Annotated in this window: 16 protein-coding genes and 2 pseudogenes; 13 read left to right on the forward strand and 5 right to left on the reverse strand. The window is 71.7% G+C overall.

Annotated elements, in window-relative coordinates:
* Positions 1-420 precede the first annotated feature (420 nt).
* Positions 421-954: a hypothetical protein gene (locus tag GSY65_RS30930; RefSeq protein WP_159767255.1), complete on the forward strand. Its 534-nt coding sequence runs from the start codon at positions 421-423 to the stop codon at positions 952-954.
* Here the strand turns inward: GSY65_RS30930 and GSY65_RS30935 are convergent.
* On the reverse strand, positions 911-1,702 hold the full coding sequence (locus GSY65_RS30935) for an IS5 family transposase (RefSeq protein ID WP_236580197.1): 792 nt from the start codon (positions 1,700-1,702) through the stop codon (positions 911-913). The two genes, GSY65_RS30930 and GSY65_RS30935, sit on opposite strands and share 44 nt — an antisense overlap.
* A 476-nt stretch (positions 1,703-2,178) precedes the next feature.
* On the opposite strand from GSY65_RS30935, the gene GSY65_RS30940 reads away from it, so the two are divergent.
* The 4 genes from GSY65_RS30940 to GSY65_RS30955 all read left to right on the forward strand — a co-directional run bounded on the left by GSY65_RS30940 (position 2,179) and on the right by GSY65_RS30955 (position 6,824).
* Positions 2,179-3,396, forward strand: a complete 1,218-nt coding sequence (locus tag GSY65_RS30940) for a tyrosine-type recombinase/integrase (RefSeq protein ID WP_236580138.1) — start codon at positions 2,179-2,181, stop codon at positions 3,394-3,396.
* Positions 3,397-3,883: 487 nt separating this feature from the next.
* Positions 3,884-5,185, forward strand: coding sequence for a bifunctional 3-oxoadipate enol-lactonase/4-carboxymuconolactone decarboxylase PcaDC (pcaDC, locus tag GSY65_RS30945; RefSeq protein ID WP_159774773.1), 1,302 nt, complete (start codon positions 3,884-3,886; stop codon positions 5,183-5,185).
* A 161-nt stretch (positions 5,186-5,346) separates the two neighbouring features.
* Positions 5,347-5,982, forward strand: coding sequence for an MBL fold metallo-hydrolase (locus GSY65_RS30950; RefSeq protein WP_159776567.1), 636 nt, complete (start codon positions 5,347-5,349; stop codon positions 5,980-5,982).
* A 62-nt stretch (positions 5,983-6,044) separates the two neighbouring features.
* Positions 6,045-6,824 carry an exodeoxyribonuclease III gene (locus tag GSY65_RS30955; protein ID WP_159774775.1) on the forward strand — a complete coding sequence of 260 codons (780 nt, stop codon included), beginning with the start codon at positions 6,045-6,047 and terminating at the stop codon, positions 6,822-6,824.
* A gap of 19 nt (positions 6,825-6,843) precedes the next feature.
* Here the strand turns inward: GSY65_RS30955 and GSY65_RS30960 are convergent, their stop codons facing one another.
* A complete protein-coding gene (locus GSY65_RS30960; RefSeq protein WP_159774777.1) occupies positions 6,844-8,601 on the reverse strand; it encodes an SGNH/GDSL hydrolase family protein in 1,758 nt (585 codons plus the stop codon).
* Between the two features lie 166 nt (positions 8,602-8,767).
* Here GSY65_RS30960 and GSY65_RS30965 point away from each other — a divergent pair, with 166 nt between their 5' ends.
* A complete protein-coding gene (locus GSY65_RS30965) occupies positions 8,768-9,232 on the forward strand; it encodes a DUF6278 family protein (RefSeq protein WP_159774779.1) in 465 nt (154 codons plus the stop codon).
* An 81-nt stretch (positions 9,233-9,313) separates the two neighbouring features.
* Positions 9,314-9,460 (forward strand): annotated as a pseudogene (locus tag GSY65_RS30970) (amino acid ABC transporter ATP-binding protein); the annotation flags it as partial.
* Between the two features lie 157 nt (positions 9,461-9,617).
* On the opposite strand, the gene GSY65_RS30975 reads toward GSY65_RS30970, so the two are convergent.
* Both GSY65_RS30975 and GSY65_RS30980 read right to left on the reverse strand, forming a co-directional pair.
* A complete protein-coding gene (locus GSY65_RS30975; RefSeq protein WP_159774781.1) occupies positions 9,618-11,210 on the reverse strand; it encodes a CocE/NonD family hydrolase in 1,593 nt (530 codons plus the stop codon).
* Positions 11,211-11,344: 134 nt separating this feature from the next.
* On the reverse strand, positions 11,345-12,103 hold the full coding sequence (locus GSY65_RS30980; protein WP_159774782.1) for a hypothetical protein: 759 nt from the start codon (positions 12,101-12,103) through the stop codon (positions 11,345-11,347).
* 218 nt (positions 12,104-12,321) lie between these two features.
* Between GSY65_RS30980 and ggt the strand changes: the two genes are divergently transcribed.
* On the forward strand, positions 12,322-14,130 hold the full coding sequence (gene ggt, locus GSY65_RS30985; RefSeq protein ID WP_159774784.1) for a gamma-glutamyltransferase: 1,809 nt from the start codon (positions 12,322-12,324) through the stop codon (positions 14,128-14,130).
* 90 nt (positions 14,131-14,220) lie between these two features.
* Here ggt and map read toward each other — a convergent pair.
* Positions 14,221-14,805, reverse strand: a pseudogene (gene map, locus GSY65_RS30990) (type I methionyl aminopeptidase); the annotation flags it as partial.
* A gap of 127 nt (positions 14,806-14,932) precedes the next feature.
* Here map and GSY65_RS30995 point away from each other — a divergent pair.
* From GSY65_RS30995 to GSY65_RS31015, 5 genes are all read left to right on the forward strand, one after another.
* On the forward strand, positions 14,933-15,205 hold the full coding sequence (locus GSY65_RS30995; RefSeq protein ID WP_159774786.1) for a helix-turn-helix domain-containing protein: 273 nt from the start codon (positions 14,933-14,935) through the stop codon (positions 15,203-15,205).
* A 296-nt stretch (positions 15,206-15,501) separates the two neighbouring features.
* Complete coding sequence (locus GSY65_RS31000) at positions 15,502-17,061, forward strand: hypothetical protein (protein ID WP_159774788.1); 1,560 nt, start codon at positions 15,502-15,504, stop codon at positions 17,059-17,061.
* 202 nt (positions 17,062-17,263) lie between these two features.
* On the forward strand, positions 17,264-18,106 hold the full coding sequence (locus tag GSY65_RS31005; RefSeq protein WP_159774790.1) for a nitrilase-related carbon-nitrogen hydrolase: 843 nt from the start codon (positions 17,264-17,266) through the stop codon (positions 18,104-18,106).
* Between the two features lie 61 nt (positions 18,107-18,167).
* The gene (locus tag GSY65_RS31010; protein ID WP_159774792.1) at positions 18,168-19,454 is read left to right on the forward strand and encodes an aspartate aminotransferase family protein; all 1,287 of its coding nucleotides are present in this window, start codon (positions 18,168-18,170) and stop codon (positions 19,452-19,454) included.
* 31 nt (positions 19,455-19,485) lie between these two features.
* Positions 19,486-21,048, forward strand: coding sequence for a PucR family transcriptional regulator (locus GSY65_RS31015; protein WP_159774794.1), 1,563 nt, complete (start codon positions 19,486-19,488; stop codon positions 21,046-21,048).
* Positions 21,049-21,069 lie beyond the last annotated feature (21 nt).

Genomic DNA, 21,069 nt, shown 5'->3' on the forward strand with positions numbered 1-21,069 from the left:
ATACCCGCGGCGCGTCTGAACGCCTGGTACAGCCAGGCAGCCGGCGACTACGGGACCCTTTCCGCCGGGCTGTACGTCTGCCTTTGCGTGGCTGGCCTGTTCGGCGAGGGCTATCGCAGCGTCAGTGCCGCCCTCGCATACCGTGCGGCACGTCTTGGCGCCGCAACACGGCAAGTGGCACTCGCCATCAGGACGAGCGACTCGCTGCCCGGAATCTCGACCGCCTCACCGATGACGGTCTGCTGGTGCTCGCCACGGACGGCGCGCACCTGGTTGCGCGTCGGCTGGCCCTGGCTGCGGCGGGCCTAAGAAGTTGTTGCCTTTCCGGACTTGAGGACTGCGTTTCTGCTGGTGGGGCATAGGTCGGCGGTCTCTTGGGAGTAGTGGCGTGTCGTGTTGTCGCTGCCCGGGAGGTCGTGGATGCCGTCGGTTGTTGGACTGCTGGAACAGTACGAGCTCGCTGCTCGCCGTCGCGTCGACGGGCTGCGGGAGGAGGCCGACCGAATCCAGGCCGAGTTGGCCGCGGCCGAGCAGGAGTGGCAGGAGTGGGTGATCGCCCGCAGGCGAGTCGGTGACGTGCTGACTCCGGACACCGGCACCGCGGCCGTGGAGGTCGTCCAGGAAACGCGGGACACGGATGCGCAGGCGGTCGTCCGGGACGCGGCGAAGCCGAAGTCGCAGGTGCCCGTGTGGCGTGAAGGTCTGGCCTGGTCGGTGTTGTCGGCGGACTACCAGCGCATTCTGCAGGTGGCAGCCGACCGGGCCCGGCTCGGGCAGGGGCCGGTGACCTGCCAGGAGATGGCCGCCGCCTTCGGCATGGACGTGGTGCCGGCAAGGGTGGAGGCGCTCCGGTCGAAGGCGAAACGCCTGGTCGCGCGCGGCTGGCTGGCCGAGCCGGCCGCGGGCCGGTTCACGCCCGCCCGCGGTGTGGCCGGGCCAGGCGGCGGCTCATGACCATGGTCATCGACCAGTAGATGACCGCCTCGGCACTGGCGGTGCGGCGCTCGTAGTCGCGGGCCAGGCGGCGGCTGCGCATGAGATGGGCGAAAAGACGCTCGACGATCCACCGCTTGGGCAGCACCACGAAGCCGCGCATGTCATCGCTGCGTTTGACGATCACCAGCACCAGCGCGAAGGCGGCCAGGCAGTGCTCGACGAGGCTGCCGGTATAGCCGCCGTCGGCCCAGACGAGGGCGAGGCGGTGGTGCACGGCGGCCACCTGGGCCAGCAGGACCTGCGCGGCGGTGCGGTCGCCGACATCCGCAGCCGTGACCATCACACCCAGCAGCAGGCCGAGGGTATCGACCACGACGTGCCGCTTGCGCCCGTTGATCTGCTTGCCGCCGTCGTAGCCACGGCTGTCGGCACCGACGACGGCGTCCGCCTTGATGGACTGCGAGTCGATGACCCCGGCCGTCGGCTCCGTATCCCTGCCCAGCTTCTCGCGAACCCTGGCGCGCAGCCGGTCGTGGAACTCGCTGACCAGGCCATGGTCGCGCCAGCGGCGGAAGAAGGCGTAAATCCGGTCCCACGGCGGGAAGTCGACCGGCATCGCCCGCCACTTGATTCCGTTGTCCACGAGATAGCGGATCGCGTCCAGCATCGCACGGTGGCAATACCCCTCCGGCCGGCCGCCCCGCCCGCGCATCCAGCCCGGCACCGGCAGCAGTGACCGGACCTCGGCCCACTCCGCGTCCGTCATGTCCGTCGGGTACCGGCGCTGCCGTTCGGGCTGGTCGGCCGCGTTGCCGTACACGTGCGCGAGGCAATCACACGATGGAGCAGCCGAGTTGGACTGCCCTGCCATCGACACGGAAGACTGCGGCACCGGGGCCTCCTGCTGCTCTATGGATTCGACACCCACGAGCTGTTCAGGAGGCCCCGTCCTCATGCCCCGGCCACGGCCAGATCACCCGACCGGGAAACCGCGTTCGACCGCCACCGCTCAAGATCGAAAAGACAACACTCTCTAAGCAGATGCCGCCTTCGTGATGCGGTGCGCAACATAGACGACGATCGCCGGTTAGCAAAACCGGCGATCGTGAGGTTCCTTGAGGACGTTCGCATGCGCGGCTGTGCTTGGTGGCGGAGCTGCAGCGAACTCAGCAGCCCGTGAAACGGAATGGCACTGGTCTGGTGCTAGCCAGATGATCCGGCGCCCTGCTCGTGCAGGTCCCCTTGAAGGAGAGTGAGTACCCCCTGTCCGTTCCGATCAAGAAGCTTCCACCCAACTCCAGGGGACAGGTGCGCTACCGGTTCGTAGTCGACGTAGGCATCGACCCTGCCACCGGGAGGCGCAAACAGCTGACTCGTACGTTCGCCACTCTCAAGGAGGCGAAGGCTGAGTACGCGCGCATCACCAACCGCCGCGAGGAAGGGACGTTCGTACCGCCCAACCAGATAAATGTAAATGAGTGGCTTGATCAGTGGCTGGCCATGAAGGCAGAGGATCTGGAAGAGACCACTATTTACAACTATCGGGTTACCCTCGATCGAGTTCGGGGGAGGCTGGGGCGCATCCGGCTTCAAGAACTCACCGAGGAAGATGTAGAAAATTGGATGCACTGGGCGTTGAAGCATGGGCGGGTACGCGGTGACAAAGCAGGTACTCCGCTTGGAGTGACCAGCGTGGAGATGAGTCTCGCCCGATTGAAGGACGCCCTGAATCGAGCCGTTACGCGTCGGCTAGTAACCATGAATGTAGCCCAACATGTGACCATCCCACGTAGGGCACGTAAAGAAGAGCGAAAGAAGAAGCAGGAGGTGAAGCCGTGGAACGTGCAGGAGATTCAGACGTTCATTCACGGTGTCCGGACAGAACGGCTTTACGCTGCTCTCTTGCTGTCCCTCATGGGTCTACGTCCGGCTGAAGTCTGCGGACTCCGATGGGAAGACGTGGACTTGGAAGCCGCCACGATCACCATAGCCAACACGCGGACAATGATGGGGAATCGGTACGTTGTGGAGAAGGACACCAAGTCCCTGGCCGGGGAACGGGATCTTCCTTTGCCGGCACCGGTGCTGGCTGCCCTCAAGTCGTTCAGGGCTCTCCAAGCCAAGGAGAAGCTCGTCCTCGGTGAGGCTTACTCGGATTCCGGATACGTCGTGGTGCACGAGACCGGGGAAGCCTTCACGATCAAGCAGCTCCGCAGACGCGCATACCGGCTCATGGAGATCCTTGAACTCCGCAGAGTGCGCCTCTACGACGCTCGCTCCTCCTGCCTCACATACCTCGCCAACAAAGGCGTGCCGGATCACATCCTTGCCCGGTGGGCCGGACACACGAACGTCAAGACCACCAAGAAGTGGTACGTGAAGCCGGACGTGGAGGACCTCCGCGGAGCCGCCACAACGTGGGACGGCCTGCACGGTGCTGCGACGGAGGGGCAAGCGTGACTCAGGCGGCCTGCCGATTGAGCGACCCGCCCAGCCGTATGGCAGTCAAATCGAGTGGCCCCGGCCGCTGCTGGCTGTGGACCAGCGACGGCAAGGGGGGAGGGGCGGCCAGGCTACGGCCAACGTCTCCCCTCCTGCGAGGCAAGGCAGAGCTTGCCCGCCGTGTGGTGTTCGGGCTGTTCGTCGGTGAATCCCGGAAGGTTTTCAGGTGCGTCATGCCGATCCTTGGGGACGGCACTACATGCTTTGCTGCAAACCAGACCGTCTGGAAGCCGTGCCGAGGGTGGGAAGCTGTGCGGCGCAGGGATTGGGAGGGTGCGCGAGCCGGGAGGACGCACTGTCCCCACGGTCAGGCGTGCACATCGAAGTACCCGTACGTGGACCATGAGGGTCTTGGCGGTGCCGGGCGTGCCGCGCCGCGAGGGTCACGAGCCGCTGGGTTCACCTGGCCGTGTGAGATTTCGTGAGACGTGAGAGGGTCTGGGGCGTGAGTGAGACACCCCCGAACACCCTGCAATACCGCTTTGACGGGCCAGAAGACGCTCCGGTCCTGATCTTGGGTCCCTCACTGGGTACCACATGGCACATGTGGGACCGGCAGATCCCCGAACTGACCAGGCAGTGGCGGGTCTTCCGGTTCGACCTGCCGGGCCACGGCGGTGCGCCCGCGTACCCCGGCGGTTCGGTCTCCGAACTGGCCGCCCGGCTGCTGGCCACGCTGGACGCGGTCGGTGTGCAGCGCTTCGGCTACGCGGGCTGCGCGCTCGGCGGCGCCATCGGCGCGGAACTCGCGCTGCGCCACCCCGGCCGCATCGCCTCGCTCGCGCTGATCGCCGCCTCGCCGCGCTTCGGCACGGCCGACGAGTTCCGCCAGCGCGGAGTGATCGTACGGACGAACGGTCTCGACCCGATCGCCCGGACATCCCCGGACCGCTGGTTCACCGCCGGGTTCGCGGCGGCGCAGCCCGCGATCACCGAGTGGGCCGTGCAGATGGTCCGCACCACCGATCCCGGCTGCTACATCGCCGCCTGCGAGGCCCTCGCCTCGTTCGACGTCCGCGCCGAGCTGGGCCGTATCGGCGTCCCCACCCTGGTCCTCGTCGGCTCCGACGACCAGGTCACCGGGCCCGCCGAGGCCCGTACGCTCGTCGCCGGCATCCCCGACGCCCGGCTCGCCGTCGTCCCGAGCGCCTCGCACCTGGTGCCCGTCGAACAGCCGGCCGCGGTCACCGACCTCCTCGTCCGGCACTTCTCGACGGCCTGGCAGCCGGCGTACGACTCGACCACGGGTCAGGTCGCCATCCCGGTGGCGCCCGCCAAGCCGGTCCTCGCGGTCCCGGTGCCGCAGCAGAGCGGCCCCGTGGCCGAGATCGCCCCGGCCGCGGTCCAGCCGGAGGCGGCGGGAAGGCCGGACCCGTACGACGCCGGGCTCAAGGTCCGCCGCGAGGTCCTCGGCGACGCGCACGTCGACCGGGCGCTGGCCACGGCGGACGAGTTCTCCGGGGACTTCCAGGAGTTCATCACCCGCTACGCGTGGGGTGAGATCTGGGACCGGCCGGGCCTCGACCGCCGCTCCCGCAGTTGCGTGACGCTCACCGCCCTCGTCGCCGGCGGTCACCTCGACGAACTCGCCTTCCACACCCGCGCCGCCCTCCGCAACGGGCTCACCCCGGACGAGATCAAGGAAGTCCTCCTCCAGGCCGCCGTCTACTGCGGCGTCCCCGCGGCGAACAGCGCCTTCAAGGTCGCCCAGCAGATCATCCGGGAGGAGACCACCCCCGAGGAATGACCCGGCCGCGGGCCCGCAGAATCGGCGATCGGGCCCGCAGGACCTGCGTCGTCGTGCCCGTAGGACCTGCGTTCGGGCCCGCACGGCCGGCGTTCGGGCCCGGGGAGGCACCGGTGTGCGGACCCTCGGGTGTCCCGCGGGGGCAGGATGGAACCATGACCATGAAGCTCACGAAGAAGTCGCACGCCTGCGTCCGTCTGGAGAAGGACGGACGCACGCTCGTCATCGACCCCGGCGGGTTCAGCGAGGAGGACGCGGCGGTCGGCGCGGACGCGGTCCTGGTCACGCACGAGCACCCCGACCACTTCGACGAGGGACGGCTGCGCACGGCCCTGGAGGGCAACCCGGCCGCCCAGATCTGGACCCTGCGCTCCGTCGCCGAGAAGATCTCCGCCGCGTTCCCCGGCCGGGTGCACACCGTCGGCCACGGCGACACGTTCACCGCCGCCGGCTTCGACATCCAGGTGCACGGCGAGCTGCACGCCGTCATCCACCCGGACATCCCCCGCATCACCAACGTCGGCTACCTCGTCGACGGCGGCCGGGTCTTCCACCCCGGCGACGCCCTGACCGTCCCCGGCCACGCCGTGGAGACGCTGATGCTCCCCGTGATGGCCCCATGGAGCAAGATCTCCGAGGTCATCGACTACGTCCGCGAGGTCGAGCCGCAGCGCGCCTACGACATCCACGACGCCCTCCTCACCGACCTCGCCCGCCCGATCTACGACCGCCAGATCGGCGCCCTGGGCGGCGCCGAGCACCTCCGCCTCGCCCCCGGCGCCTCGGCGGACGTGTAGGGGCCCGGGGCGGAGAACCGGGCGGGACGGCGTTGTCGGACCCGCCCGGTAAGTTGTGGGGCATGCGTATCGCCACCTGGAACGTGAACTCGATCACCGCCCGCCTCCCGCGGCTCCTCGCCTGGCTGGAGACCAGCGGCACGGACGTGCTGTGCCTCCAGGAGGCCAAGATCGCCGAGGACGCCTTCCCCTTCGACGCGCTGCGCGAGAGGGGCTACGAGGCCGCGGTGCACGCCACCGGCCGGTGGAACGGCGTGGCGGTGATCTCCCGCGTCGGCCTGGAGGACGTCGTCAAGGGCCTGCCCGGCGACCCCGGCTACGACGGCGCCGTGGAGCCCCGCGCGATCTCCGCCACCTGCGGCCCGGTCCGCGTCTGGTCGGTGTACGTGCCGAACGGCCGCGAGGTCGACCACCCGCACTACGCGTACAAGCTCCAGTGGTTCGAGGCCCTGAAGGCCGCCGTCGCCGACGACGCCGCCGGCAGCCGCCCCTTCGCCGTCATGGGCGACTACAACGTGGCCCCCACGGACGACGACGTGTTCGACGTCGCCGCCTTCGAGGGCGCCACCCATGTCACCCCCGCCGAGCGCGCCGCCCTCGCCTCCCTCCGCGAGGCCGGCCTCTCCGACATCGTCCCGCGCCCCCTCAAGTACGAGCACCCCTTCACGTACTGGGACTACCGCCAGCTGTGCTTCCCCAAGAACCGCGGCATGCGCATCGACCTCGTCTACGGCAACGAGCCGTTCGGGAAGGCCGTGAAGGACGCGTACGTGGACCGCGAGGAGCGCAAGGGCAAGGGCGCCTCGGACCACGCGCCCGTCGTGGTCGACCTGGACGTGTAGCGGCCCCGCGCACCTCGGCTCAGAGCAGCCGCAGATCCACCGACTCGGCCAGCGCGGCGAGGCCCGCCTCGCCCGGATGCAGATGGTCCCCGCTGTCATGCGCGGGGAGCATCCGCGCCGGCCGGTCGGGGTCGCGCAGCACCCGGTCGAAGTCCAGCACCCCGTCGAACGCGTCGCTGCCCCGTATCCACTCGTTGACGGCGACCCGGTGGGCGTCCACGGCGGCCGTGCAGCGGGCCTCGCCCTCGCACGGCGCGATCGTCGCCACCAGCATCCGCAGCCCGCGCGCGTGGCCTCTGGCGGCGATCTTCCGCAGCCCGTCGACGACCTGGTCCGCGGTGCCGCCCCAGCGGATGTCGTTGACGCCCTGGAAGACGACGGCGGTCCGGGCGGACGTCTGCGCGAGGACATCGCGGTCGAAACGGTGGACGGCGCTGACACCGCCCGTGTCCGTGGAGACGCCGTCGCCGGGGTAGCGGTCGGTGACCACCCGGTTCGCGGAGATCCCCTGGTTGAGGACCCCGTAGCGGGGGACCGCGTCCTGCTGCCGCAGCCGGTCCGCCAGGACGTCCGGCCAGCGGCGGTTCGCGCCCGCCGTCGTCCGCTCCCCGTCGGTGATCGAGTCGCCGAGGAGGACCACCGACCCCGGCCCACCGCCCACGTCGACGCCCGTCAGCAGCGGCCACGTCGTGATCGTCGACGTGTAGGGCGCCGCCGAGCCGTCGCCCGCGTGATCGCCCGGCTCGCTGACGTACGAGATCTGCTGGGCCAGCCGGTGCACGGGCGCGGCCGGCACCGTGCCGGGCAGATGGAAGCTGACCAGCAGATCCGCGTCCGGCGGCACCTCGAAGCCCAGCGGATCACTGAACGCCTGCGCGCCCGCCGGGATGTCGGTGCCGGCCCGGCCCCGGAACGACAGCGGCACCGGCGTGCCCACGGCGGCGGCCCCCTGCCCCCGCAACGCCACCGTCGCGCTGCCGACCCGTACCGGCGCCGACGCGAACGTGTTGTCGAGCCGGATCCGGACCCGGGGCCCGCCCGCCGAGGTGTGCACGACCAGCCGCAGGGTCCGGTCGGTCCACGGCCCGACCGCCGTGTAGCCGGAGGTGGAGGCCGCCCAACTGCCGGTCCAGCCCCGTGACTCGGGCCGCACCGACAGGGCGAACACATGCAGGTCCCGGTCGCGCGGCAGCGTCACGGAAACCACCTGACGGCCACGCGCCAGGGGCACGGTCACGACGTACAGCCGCGCCTTCTCGGCGAGTTGACCGCCGGGTGTGTTGATGTGGGGGAGGGCGACGGCCTTGGTGGCGAGCGGGCCGGTGCGCCAGTCGGGGGCGGTCAGCCGGTACGAGGAACGGGCGCCGCCGGTGTAGCGGACCGTCCCGGTGCCGCTCGCGTCGGCGCCGCCCGTCGCGGCGACCAGGAAGGCGAGGGCGTCGCCCCTGCCGCGCACCCGGACGGACTGGCCGTCGGCCCGTACGTTGTCCGCCTCGCCCGGGGCGCGGTCCGGCCAGGTCAGACGGGCGCCCTGGACGGTCAGCGCACCGCCCGGAGTCCAGCCGGCGGCCGTCAGGTCCCGAGCCGACAGCGAACCGCCCGAGCCGTCGAAGTCGGCCTCACCGGGCCGCGCGTCGTCACTGACCGCCCGGTTGTCGAACAGCCGCGCAAGCGGGACCGGTTCACCCGCCCCGGCGGCGGCACGGGCCGAGGCGACGGGCGCGACCCCCGCCAACAGGCCCAGCACGACGGCGGTTCCCCAGACGCGTCGGCGCACGCGGCGACCCTCCCGTTCCCCTCATGACGACGGATGCGCCACGAAACTAAAGAGGCGTCAGAGACCCGTCAATGAGGCAGGCGCGAACCAGGCGTGAACTCCGGGCGAACAGGCGATCCCCGCGCGCCTGTGGTGCGCAGGGCGGTGCGAATGACACGCTGACCGCATGCACATCCCTTTCCTGGGTCACTGGCGCAAGAAGCACGGTCCCGCCCCGGGAGTCGCGGTGCTGTCCGCCGGCGAGGACGAGGGGGACGACAACGACCGGGAACGTCACGAACGCATCGCCGAACTGCTCTCCGAATGCGAGCTGCTGCGCGCCCAGGCCCAGCAGGCCGGGGTCGAACTCGACGACTCGGCCGACTCGTTGGAGGCCCTCGACCAACTGGTGCCGCGCTGGCGCGACGACGAGGAGACCGCCGCCTGGCTGGGCAACGACGCGGGGCTCTACCTCGGTACCGTCGTCGTCCGCACCGTCGCGGGCGCCCGCTGGGAGATCCGGCCCAACGGCCGGCCCGCGGTGCGGCTGGCCTCCGGGCGGGAGATCGACGTGGTCGAGGCCGGACACGAGTGGGCCGACAACGGCGCACCGGAACTCTCGCAGCTGTACGCCGAGATCGCGGAAGGGTGAGCGGAGGCGGGAAGCGGTGGGGGGAGGCGGAGGTGCGGTGAGCCACCCCGGGACTCCGGCCCCGGCCGGCCCAGGCTCCGGCAGACGGGCTTCGCCCGCTCGGCCGCCAACCGTGTCGTCTTCATGGCCGACGGGCGCATCGTCGAGGGCCGCACGCCCGACGAGTTCTGCACGAATCCGAAGAGCGACCGGTCCGAGGACTTCCTCTCCAAGATCCTCACACACTGACCGCCGCCGCTGGACCGGGCGCGGGCCTCGACTACGATGAGCGGTTCCTCCACTTGGGGGTGACCGAGGCCGAGGACTCCATCCCGGCCGCACAAGGGGACGCTGCTGCCAGGCGCGCAGTGGCCAGGGGCCAGGCCCGCCCGGCGGCAGCCGGAGATCACTGCTCGCGCAGCGGGATCGACACGTACGACGGGTCGTTCGGCGGCGAGGAGAAGGTCAGCTGCGCGCCGGACGGGTTGTGCTCGATGTAGAGCGGGTCGACCGTGTCGACGACCAGGGCGAGACGGTGGCCCGCCGGGACGTCGTAGGCCGTGGAGAACAACTCCAGGTCCACGCCGAACGGCTTGCCGGGCGTCTCGCCGTGGAAGGTGTACGGCGCGTGGCTGACCAGCTTGCCGAGGCCGAGCGGGCCCACGTCGTACAGATGGGCGACGAGGGTGCCGCTCTCCTTGGTGGCCGTCACCGTGGTGTGCACTGTGGCGGTGCCCCGCACCTGCTGCGTGGACCGGTACTTCTCCGACTGCCACACGGCCGCCCAGCGGCGCGGCAACAGCGGGATCGAGGCCACGGGCGGCAGTTGGGCGACCTGGTCGAGGATGCCGGACAGGAAGACGACCCCGCCGTTCGCGCCCGAGTCGACGTTCGCGTGGATCGTGATGCCACTCGCGAGGGCGATCTTCTTGCGGGTGGCGGAGACCGACTTCCAGTCCGGGTAGCCCTCGAAGGCGCCGCCGGTACGGGACTTGAGCTGGACGGGCTGCTCGTCCTCGATGCCGCCTGCCTGGCCCCGCAGATGGTGGTCGAACCACCGCCGGGTGTCCGTCCACACGTCGTTGGGCAGCCCGAACAGGCCCGTCAGTTCGGTGGTGGCGTGGTCGCCGGGGCGCAGTTCCAGCCGCTTGGGGCCGGTGAGCTTCTCGTAGAAGTCGGCGTACTGGTTGGGCGGGAAGATCGAGTCGCCCCAGCCGTTGGCGAGCATGACGGCCGTGCCGTTGGCGTTGATGGCGTCCACATAGGTCGCGGGGGAACGCTTCTTCCCCCAGTCGACCATGTCCTGCTCCTTGGTCAGGTCGGACGCGTAGAAGTTCTTGAAGATCTCCTTCAGTTCCGGGCCCGGACGGCCCGTGATCCGGCCGGCGCCGTCCAGCAGTCCGGCCGCCTGGAGGTGCTGGGTGCGCCCGGAGTAGATGGAGTCGATGAGGTCGGCCCAGCCGCTGAGCGCGGCCACCGCCTTGACCCGCTTGTCGTGCGCGGCGGTGAGCAGGCTGATGCCCGCGCCGTAGGAGAGCCCCGCCATGCCCACGCGGCCCGCGTCGGCCGGGGTGTGGGCGAGGGCCCAGTCGATCACCTTGGAGGCGTCGGCTATGTCCGGTGGCCCGGCCACTTCTATGTACCCGCCGGACTCCCAGAAGCCCCGGGCGTTGTAACCGACCACGACGTAACCGGCCCTGGCGAGCTGCTGGGCCTGGGCCAGGTACTCGACCTGCGGCAGCCCCCAGCTCGTGGGAAGCACCAGCAGCGGGTAGGTGCGCGAGGTGTCGGCGGGGGCGACAACGTTGGCCTTGAGGATCGTGCCGCCGTCGCCCGTGATGTCGACGAAGCGGGTGGTGGGGGAGTTGACCGAGGCCGCCTGGGCGGCGGGGGCCAGTCCGAGGGCCGTACCGGCGGCCAGGGCGGCCGACACGGCGCCCACGGTGGTCGTGCGCAGGGCCCGGGCCGTACGCGATGTCGTGCCGTGCGGGTGTCTCACGGGTCGCTCCTCACTCGTGTCAGTGCAAAGTGACCCGACGGTAACCGCCGTGACTTACCGGGGGTAACTCCTCGGTGGGTCACGTGACGGTAACGGTTGGCGTGAACACGTCGACCTGGTTCGCCCCTGCCGTCCTACGGGGCCCGGTGCGAGGTCTTGGGGGCCGGGAGCGCCGCCGGTGGGGTCTGCGCGGCGCGGGTGACGTCGCCGACCAGCTCGACGACATCGGGGCCGTACGCCTGGGAGTTGACGACCTTCAGCAGGAGGACGAAGCTGCCGGTGCCGTACTTGCGGTGGAGCCGCTCGTGGTGGCGGGCGAGGTAACGGGTGGCCGCCTGGTTCGTGATGGCCCGCTGGCCGCAGAACAGGAAGACGGGCCGCGCCTGGTCGGGCTGGCCGGTGGTGAGCCGGGCCAGCAGGACGTGCTCGGTGACACCGGGCTCCAGCCGGTAGGTGTCGTCGCCGATCTGGAAGGCCGCCCGGTCGGGGCCGGGCTCGGGATCGGTGTTGAAGCGTATGCCGGGCAGCATGGCCCCGATGTGCGCGGCCATCCGGCGGTTGGAGGAGGGCCCGCCCACGCAGAACTCGGTGCGTTCGCCGAAGCCCTGCCGGGCCGCGTCCTGCGTGATCATCTGGGCGTGCGCACCGCAGTCCTTGATCAGGGCGGACAGCTCCAGCAGCGCGAACACGTCGAAGCGGTGCACCGCCATGTCCGCGCTGGACGGATCGCGGTTGACCACCAGCAGCGACTCGGAGTTCTCGGGCAGTCCGAAGAACGCCTGCTTGCGGCGGAGCCTGCGCTTCCAGAGGTAGGTCCGGACGAACCAGCCCAGCGAGGCACTGAGGCCCGCCGCGATCACGCCGAGGACGATATTGCGCACGTCGTCATTCATGGCCGCGCATGGTAGCGGGCGCGACCGACCACTGTCCGAATCCGTGTCCGATTCCGTGGCCGGCTCCGCCCCGCAGCGCGCTCGGCCACCTGTGCGGATCCACCCGTCTGCCGCCCCGTCGACCGCGGGTGACGGGGCGGCCGGTTGGCCGAGACGCCGCTGACGGCGGGACGGTGGCCACGTTAGTCTGCGCGAACGGTCGTTGACTGGAGGTACTGATGCGTCTGCGTCGCCCTGTCGCGCGGAAACTGACGGTTCTTGCGGCGGTGTCCGCCGTGGTGTCGGTGGGGGCGGCGGCGCCGCCGACGTCCACCGCGACGGACCCCGTCGAGAAGGTGCCGGTCGCCGTCGGACACGGCGGTGCGGTCGCGAGCGTCGACCCCGACGCCTCCGCCGCCGGGATCGAGGTCCTCAGGAAGGGCGGCAACGCCGTGGACGCCGCCGTCGCGACGGCAGCCGCCCTCGGCGTCACCGAGCCGTACTCGGCGGGCATCGGCGGAGGCGGCTACTTCGTCTACTACGACGCCGCGTCCCGCAGGGTGCACACCATCGACGGCCGCGAGACGGCGCCGCTCAGCGCCGACGACACCCTCTTCCTGGAGAACGGCACACCCGTCCCGTTCGCCGAGGCCGTGACGAGCGGACTGAGCGTCGGCACGCCCGGCACGCCCGCCACCTGGGGGACCGCGCTGCGCAGTTGGGGCAGCAGGCCGCTCGCCCGACTGCTCAAGCCCGCCGAGCGCCTCGCCCGCGACGGCTTCACCGTCGACGCCACCTTCCGCGCCCAGACCGCCGCCAACGAGGCCCGGTTCCGCACCTTCCCCGCCACCGCCGACCTCTATCTGCCCGGTGGTCGGCTGCCCGAGGTCGGCTCCACGCTGAAGAACCCCGATCTGGCCCGCACCTACGCCGAGTTGGGCCGCAAGGGCGTCGGAGCGCTCTACAAGGGCGACATCGCCCGGGACATCGTCGCCACCGTCAACAAACCACCCGTCGACCCCGCTTCGGACTACCACGCCCGCCCCGGCGACCTGACCACCGCCGACCTCGCCGCGTACCGCACCAAGAAGCAGGCGCCCACCAAGGCGTCGTACCGCGGACTCGACGTGTACGGCATGGCCCCCTCCTCCTCCGGCGGCACCACGGTCGCCGAGGCGCTCAACATCCTGGAGCGCACCGACCTGTCGAAGGCGAGCGACGTCCGGTACCTGCACCGCCTCATCGAGGCGAGCCGTGTGTCGTTCGCCGACCGGGGCCGCTGGGTGGGCGACCCCGCCTTCGAGGACGTACCGACGAAGGAACTGCTGTCGCAGCGGTACGCCGACTCCCGCGGCTGCCTGATCAAGGACGACGCGGTGCTCACCAGCCCCGTCGCCCCCGGCGACCCGCGCCGCCCCGCGGCCTGCTCCGCCGGCGGAACGGCCGCGCCCACCACCTATGAGGGTGACAGCACGACCCACCTCACCGTCGCCGACAAGTGGGGCAACGTCGTCTCCTACACCCTCACCATCGAGCAGACCGGCGGCAGCGGCATCACCGTGCCCGGCCGGGGATTCCTGCTCAACAACGAGCTGACGGACTTCTCCTTCACCCCCGCCAGCCCGGCCGTGCACGACCCGAACCTGCCGGGGCCGGGCAAGCGGCCCCGCTCGTCGATGTCACCGACGATCGTGCTGGACAAGCACGGCAGGCCCGTGGTGGCGCTCGGCTCGCCCGGCGGCGCTACCATCATCACCACCGTGCTGCAGACCCTCACCGGCTTCCTCGACCGTGGCCTGCCGCTGGTCGACGCCATCGCCGCGCCCCGTGCCAGCCAGCGCAACCAGACCACCACCGAACTCGAACCGGGTCTGTGGAACAGCCCCCTGAAGGGACGGCTCGAAGCCATCGGGCACGGGTTCCGGCAGAACCCCGAGATCGGCGCGGTCGCCGGTGTCCAGCGGCTGCCGAACGGCACGTGGCTGGCCGCCGCCGAGACGGTTCGCCGCGGCGGCGGCTCGGCCATGGTGGTCCACCCGACGCGCTGAACCGCGTCTCGACCCCGGGAGCGGGCGGCGTCGTACGGAGGTGAGCCGCCGCCCGCTCCCGGGCCGGCTCATGACCCCCGTGGCGCCCCACCGCTCGGTCAGTACCCGCGGTCCCGTCGCCGTGACGGCCACCGTGTGTACCACGTGGGCGGCGCGGAAACCGTCGTCCGTGCGCAGGGTCCAGCCGTCCGGGGGCGCGTGGTACCCGTCCTTGCCGCCGCCGGTCAGCATCGGCTCGATCGCGAGCACCAGGCCGTGCCGCAGGGGCAGGCCGCGTCCCGGCGAACCCTCGTTCGGGACGGACGGGTCCTCGTGCATGCGGCGGCCGAGGCCGTGGCCGCCGAAGCCGTCGGGGACGCCGTACCCGGCGGCACGGCACACGGAGCCGACGGCGCGGGCGATGTCGCCGATGCGGTTGCCCACGGCGGCAGTCGCGATGCCCGCCTCCAGTGCCCGCTCCGCGGCCTCGGTCATCCGCAGGCCGCCCGGGCGCGGCTCGCCCACGACGAAGCTGATCACCGAGTCCCCGGCCCGGCCGCCGAGGTGGGCGCCGCAGCCGATGGAGACGAGGTCGCCGTCCCGCAGCCGGCAGGAGATCGGGATGCCGTGCACGATCGTGTCGTTCACCGAGGCGCAGATCACCGCCGGGAACGGGGTCGGCGCGCCCGCCCCACGACCCGCCCGGCCTCGTACATCGCGTTCATGGACGCGTCTGTCTGCAGTTCCATCAAGCCGATTACTATACCGGTCGGCGCCCATTCCCGTACCGGTTCCCCGGCGGGGGCGGCAGTAGGATGAACGCATGGTGCGCACCCCCCTGACCCCCGAAGAGCGCGAACGCGGCGAGCGGCTCGGCCGGTTGCTGCGGGAGGCCCGCGGCGGTCGCAGCATGGCCGAGATCGCCGCGGGCGCGGGCATCTCCGCGGAGACCCTCCGCAAGATCGAGACCGGCCGCGCCCCTACCCCGGCCTTCTTCACGATCGCCACCCTGGCCCGCACGCTCGGCCTCTCCATGGACGAACTCGCCGGACGCTGCGCATCGGTGGAGGCGGAGCCGCCGGCGGCCGTGGCCTGAGCCCGCCGAGGCCCGCCGGGGGGCGTCCATCCGCGCCGGTACCGTCGCCCGCGCCCGGCGGGGCCGCGCGGGGGTGCGGGTGCGTGCGTGGTGCGGGTGTGCGCCCCTGCGTGCGTCCCTGCCTCCCTGTGTGTGGCCGGAGTTCGTCCCCGCGTGGCCTGAATCCCTCACGCACGGCCATCGGGCGGTCGCACACGGCACACTGCGTCCGGTCCGAAAACTCCGCGTAGCCTCCCTGTAACACGGCTGGTGTTCCCTGGCGGACCGGGGCACTCCAGTCTGCCGGGGAGCGTGCGATGGCTGTGGATCAACTCCCTGGAGAAGTACGGGAGTTCGCGGTTTATCTGAACAAGCTGATGACGAAGCTGGACCAGGGCGCCGGTTGGTGCGCCGTCTTCTGGCGGCGCGACCCGGACGGCATGCGGGCCTGCCTCGACGGTCTGGAGGTCCCGCCCTGGGACGTCGTCGAGGCGCTCATGCACGACCTGCACACCGCGTACGGTCCCGCGGCCGCGGCCCAGGAGACCGAGCGGGCCCGCGCCCTGCACAGCGCCTCGCTCGCCGCGTACGACGCCCGGCCCGGCGGCCGTGACGCCCTCGGCGACCGGTTCGACGTCATGCTGCGCGAGCAGCGCCGCGCCGCCGAGCGCGCCGCCGAACTCGACCGCCGCCTCCGTGCCGCCACCACCCGGGAGGAGGCCGAGTCGCTCCGCCTCGACCTGGCCTGGGCCCGCGACGACCACGAACGGGCCACCGCCCGCTGCGCCGAACTGCGCGCCCGGATGGAGGACCTCGACCGTCGCGCCCCGCACCTGCCTGTGCGGGGCGCGACGCGCTTCCCGGACAGCCACCCCGCCACCGATGTCTCCCCGGCCGCGGAGACGGACGTGCGTGGGCCGTGGATGGCGCCCCCCGGCGGCCGCACCGACCGTCCGTACGCTGGCCCGGAGCGCACGGACCCGGCGCGCTCGCACGACGGCACGCCGGTGGACCGGACCGACCACGCGGCCCCCACGGGCGAGGACGACACCGGCGCTGCCCGCCCGGTCGCGTCCGCCTCCCACGGCCCCGCGTCCGAGTCCGCCCCGCAGACCGGGGCGGCGGCGTCCAAGAAGAGGGCCAAGCGGCGCCCCCGTGGTGGTGCCCGGTTCGCCGGGGCCGTGGAGGCGGAGGAGGTGGAGGAGGCGCCCGTCGTCGTGCCGGAGCGCGCGCCCGCGCAGTCGGCGGCGCCCACGGCACGCGTGCCCCGGGGCGCGCGCTACGCCGGGGTCGCCGAGCAGGCCGTGCCGCCGCAGCGGACGGAGCGCCCGACCCGGCAGGCGCTGGACGACGGGGCGCGGCGGGAGGTCGCCGCGACCGTCGAGCTGCTGCTGCGGCTGCGTACGGAGGGCCGCAGCGGAGAGGCGCACGCCCTGCTCGTGGAGGTCGCCCACGGGCCCGCCGCCCGTTTCCCCCTGCTCGCCGCTGACATGTACCGGGCAGGGCTGGGGGCCGACTGGGCCACCTTGCTCTGGGAGGCCGCCTCGCTGCCCGTCGGCCGGCTGGTCGACGTCGTCGACGCCCTGAACGCCGTGGGGCGCGGCACCGACGGCGAGCAGATGCTGCGGCAGGGCGTCGCACGGCCCGCCGAGGAGATCGGCCTGGCGGTGCTCGGGCTCACCGAGGAGGGGCGCGAGCCACAGGCGCGCGCGCTGCTCGACGCGTACGTACGCATTCGTACGCCCGAGGAGGCGGCGCGCGTCGCGGAGACGCACCCGCAGCGGCTGACCCGTCTGGTCGGGGAAGCGGCCCGAGCCGTGTCGGAGGACCGCCACCGGGACGTGGCGCACGCCCTGCGCGTCGCCGGACTCGTCTGACCCCCACGGTGAGCCGCGGCCGACCGGCCGTCGGCGCCGGACGCGGAGGCGATCACCCACTGGAGTGCGAAACGTGATCGACTCGACCGGTTAACGGCGATGGTCTTGCCCAGCCCGTCGGCGAGGCTTACTTTCAAGCCTCTACGGCCTGCTTCTACGGGCGTAGAGGCTCTCTGACGTCCCGGTCGAAGGAGCAGCTGACATGGCCAACGTCGTACGCGCCGCCCTCGTCCAGGCGACCTGGACCGGTGACACGGAATCCATGGTCGCCAAGCACGTGGAGCACGCCCGCGAGGCGGCCCGGCAGGGCGCCAAGGTGATCGGCTTCCAGGAGGTCTTCAACGCGCCGTACTTCTGCCAGGTGCAGGAGCCGGAGCACTACGCCTGGGCGGAACCCGTGCCCGACGGCCCGACCGTCACACGGATGCGGGAGCTGGCCCGCGAGACCGGCATGGTGATCGTCGTCCCGGTCTTCGAGGTCGAGCAGCCCGGCTTCTCCTACAACACCGCCGCCGTGATCGACGCGGACGGCTCCTACCTCGGCAAGTACCGCAAGCACCACATCCCGCAGGTCAAGGGCTTCTGGGAGAAGTACTACTTCAGGCCCGGGAACCTCGGCTGGCCGGTCTTCGACACCGCCGTCGGCAAGATCGGCGTCTACATCTGCTACGACCGCCACTTCCCGGAGGGCTGGCGCCAGCTCGGTCTGAACGGCGCCCAGCTCGTCTACAACCCCTCCGCCACCCACCGGGGCCTCTCCTCCCACCTGTGGCGGCTCGAACAGCCCGCCGCGGCCGTCGCCAACGAGTACTTCGTCGCCGCGATCAACCGCGTCGGCGTGGAGGAGTACGGCGACAACGACTTCTACGGCACCTCGTACTTCGTCGACCCGCGCGGCCAGTTCGTCGGCGACCCGGCGAGCGACAAGGACGAGGAACTCGTCGTACGGGACCTGGACTTCGACCTGATCGAGCAGGTACGCACGCAGTGGGCGTTCTACCGGGACCGCAGGCCGGACGCGTACGAAGGACTCGTGCGGCCCTGACGTGGGCACGTACAGCCCTGACCCGCCACACCCGTACCGCAGTGAAAGGAGTGGTGCAGCCGTGACCGACGAACTGCTCGGCCGCCACAAGGCCGTGCTGCCCGACTGGCTCGCGCTCTACTACGCGGACCCGCTGGAGATCACCCACGGTGAGGGCCGTCACGTCTGGGACGCCGCAGGCACCAGGTACCTCGACTTCTTCGGCGGCATCCTCACCACGATGACGGCGCACGCGCTGCCCGAGGTCACCAAGGCGGTGACCGAGCAGGCCGGGCGGATCATCCACTCCTCCACGCTCTACCTCAACCGGCCCATGGTGGAACTGGCCGAACGCATCGCCCAGATGTCCGGCATCCCCGACGCCCGGGTCTTCTTCACCACCTCCGGCACCGAGGCCAACGACACCGCCCTGATGCTGGCGACGACGTACCGGCAGAGCAACCAGATCCTGGCGATGCGCAACAGCTACCACGGCCGCTCCTTCAGCGCCGTCGGCATCACCGGCAACAAGGGCTGGTCACCGACGTCGCTGTCCCCGCTCCAGACGCTGTACGTGCACGGCGGCGTCCGCACCCGAGGCCCCTACGCCGACCTCGGTGACGCCGACTTCATCGCGGCCTGCGTCGCCGACCTGGAGGACCTGCTCGGCCACGTCCGGCCGCCCGCCGCGCTGATCGCCGAGCCGATCCAGGGCGTCGGCGGCTTCACCTCACCCCCGGACGGCCTGTACGCGGCCTTCCGCGAGGTGCTCCAGCGGCACGGCGTGCTCTGGATCGCCGACGAGGTGCAGACCGGCTGGGGCCGCACCGGCGACAACTTCTGGGGCTGGCAGGCGCACGGGCAGAACGGGCCGCCCGACATCATGACCTTCGCCAAGGGCATCGGCAACGGCATGTCGATCGGCGGTGTCGTCGCCCGCTCCGAGGTCATGAACTGCCTCGACAGCAACTCCATCTCCACCTTCGGCGGCACCCAGATCACCATGGCCGCCGGCCTCGCCAACCTCAACTACCTGGTCGAGCACGACCTCCAGGGCAACGCGCGCCGCGTCGGCGGACTGCTCATCGAGCGGCTCCGGGCGATCACGGCACAGGTCCCCGAAGTGCGGGAGGTCCGCGGCCGGGGCCTGATGATCGGTGTCGAGCTGGTGAAGCCGGGCACCGAGGAGGCCAACCCGGACGCGGCCGCCGCCGTCCTCGAAGCCGCCCGCCGCGAGGGCCTGCTGATCGGCAAGGGCGGCGGCCACAACACCAGCGCCCTGCGCATCGCGCCCCCGCTCTCCCTGACCGTCGCCGAGGCGGAGGAGGGCGCCGACGCCCTCGAACGGGCTCTGCGGAGCATCCAGTAGCAGCACCGGAGCAGGATCTGAGGAACGCCCCATGAGCACCGCCCTGGAACCCGCCCTGTCGGTACGCCAGGTCCTCACCCTGGACCGGGTCCTCGCCGGAGAGCCCGAGGTGGTGGCCGGGGCCGGCCAGCTCGACCGGCCCGTGCGCTGGGTGCACGTGGCCGAGGCCCCCGACGTGGGCGTCATGCTCACCGGGGGCGAGATGGTCCTCACCACCGGCGTCCTCCTCGCCGGCGACGAGGAGGCGCAGGCCGAGTACATCCGCTCCCTGCACCGCGCGGAGGCCGCGGCGGTCGTCCTCGGCCTCGGCCGGGCCTTCCCGACGCCGCCCGACGTGATGCGCCGGGCGGCGGACCGCTGCGGACTGCCCATGGTGGTGCTGCACCGGCCGTTCCCGTTCGCCGAGCTGACGGAGGAGGTCCAGTCCCGGCTCGTGAGGCGGAAGTTCGCCGCCGTGAGCCTGTCCGAGTCCGTACGGACCGCGCTGACCGGCCTCATCACGGCCGGCGCCCCGCTGCAACGACTGCTGGACGAGATCGCCCACCACGCGGGCTGCCCGCTCGTCGTCACCAATCTCGCCCACCGCGTCCTCGCCACGGCCGGGGAGCGGCCCGCCGTCGACGACGTGCTGCGCGACTGGGAGCGCATCTCCCGGCAGGCGGGCGGCACCGAGGGCGACGGCTGGATCCGCGCCGAACTGGGCGGACGCGGAGAGCGCTGGGGCCGGATCGTGCTGTGCGGCTACCGCGGCGACACCGCCACCGGACGGCTCCTCGCCGACCGGGCCGCCGAGGCACTCGTCCTGCACCGCATGCTCGGCGGCACCGCGCACAGCTGGGAGGAGCAGTCCGCGCAGAGCCTGCTGACCGACCTGGTCTCCGGCGTCGTACCGGCCCGGCAACTGCTGCCCAGGGCGCGGGCGGCCGGACTGCCCGTCAACCGCCGCACCTTCGTGCCGCTCGTCGTGCGCGACATCGACCCGGCCCCGCTCGACCGCGTGCTGCGGATGCTCGGGCTCTCCGGGCTCGTCGCCGAACTCGCCGAGGGCGCGACCGCCGTCCTGCTGAGCCTCGCCCGGGACCAGGACGCGCAGGCGCTCACCGCGCACTTCGCGACCCGGCTGCGCTCGGAGTCCGGGGCGCGCCGGACGGTCGTGGCGGCGGCCGAGCCGCGTATCACCTTCGAGGAGGTCCCGGCGGGCCTGCGCGAGGCACAGCACGTGGCCGACGCCGTCGCCCAGTCGGCGACCGGGCTGGACCTGCCCGCCGTCGTACGGCTGCGCGACGTCCATCTGCGGGGCCTGATCCGGCTGCTGCGGGACGACCCGCACGTCCAGGCATTCGCCGAGCGGGAGCTGGACGGGCTGCTGTGCGGCGACCGGCATGCCGAGCAGGACCTGCTGCCGGTCCTGCGGACCTATCTCGCCACCGGCCGCAACAAGTCCCACACCGCCCAGCTGCACCACGTCAGCCGGCCCGCCCTGTACCGCCGTCTCGAAGCCATAGAGGCCCGCCTCGGCGTCGACCTCGACGACTTCGAGCAGGCCGCGTCCGTGCACATCGCCCTCCTCGCACACGACGCGCAACAGGGCTGAAACATGCGAGGACCTGGGAAA

The organism is Streptomyces sp. HM190, from assembly GCF_009857135.1.
Classification (GTDB): Bacteria; Actinomycetota; Actinomycetes; order Streptomycetales; family Streptomycetaceae; genus Streptomyces; species Streptomyces heilongjiangensis.

Coding starts and splice junctions, on each gene's coding strand:
- GSY65_RS30930 (WP_159767255.1), top strand. CDS start 421: ATGCCGTCGGTTGTTGGACTGCTGGAACAGTACGAGCTCGCTGCTCGC.
- GSY65_RS30935 (WP_236580197.1), bottom strand. CDS start 1,702: ATGACGGACGCGGAGTGGGCCGAGGTCCGGTCACTGCTGCCGGTGCCG.
- GSY65_RS30950 (WP_159776567.1), top strand. CDS start 5,347: ATGAAGCTCACGAAGAAGTCGCACGCCTGCGTCCGTCTGGAGAAGGAC.
- GSY65_RS30955 (WP_159774775.1), top strand. CDS start 6,045: ATGCGTATCGCCACCTGGAACGTGAACTCGATCACCGCCCGCCTCCCG.
- GSY65_RS30965 (WP_159774779.1), top strand. CDS start 8,768: ATGCACATCCCTTTCCTGGGTCACTGGCGCAAGAAGCACGGTCCCGCC.
- GSY65_RS30980 (WP_159774782.1), bottom strand. CDS start 12,103: ATGAATGACGACGTGCGCAATATCGTCCTCGGCGTGATCGCGGCGGGC.
- ggt (WP_159774784.1), top strand. CDS start 12,322: ATGCGTCTGCGTCGCCCTGTCGCGCGGAAACTGACGGTTCTTGCGGCG.
- GSY65_RS30995 (WP_159774786.1), top strand. CDS start 14,933: ATGGTGCGCACCCCCCTGACCCCCGAAGAGCGCGAACGCGGCGAGCGG.
- GSY65_RS31000 (WP_159774788.1), top strand. CDS start 15,502: ATGGCTGTGGATCAACTCCCTGGAGAAGTACGGGAGTTCGCGGTTTAT.
- GSY65_RS31005 (WP_159774790.1), top strand. CDS start 17,264: ATGGCCAACGTCGTACGCGCCGCCCTCGTCCAGGCGACCTGGACCGGT.
- GSY65_RS31015 (WP_159774794.1), top strand. CDS start 19,486: ATGAGCACCGCCCTGGAACCCGCCCTGTCGGTACGCCAGGTCCTCACC.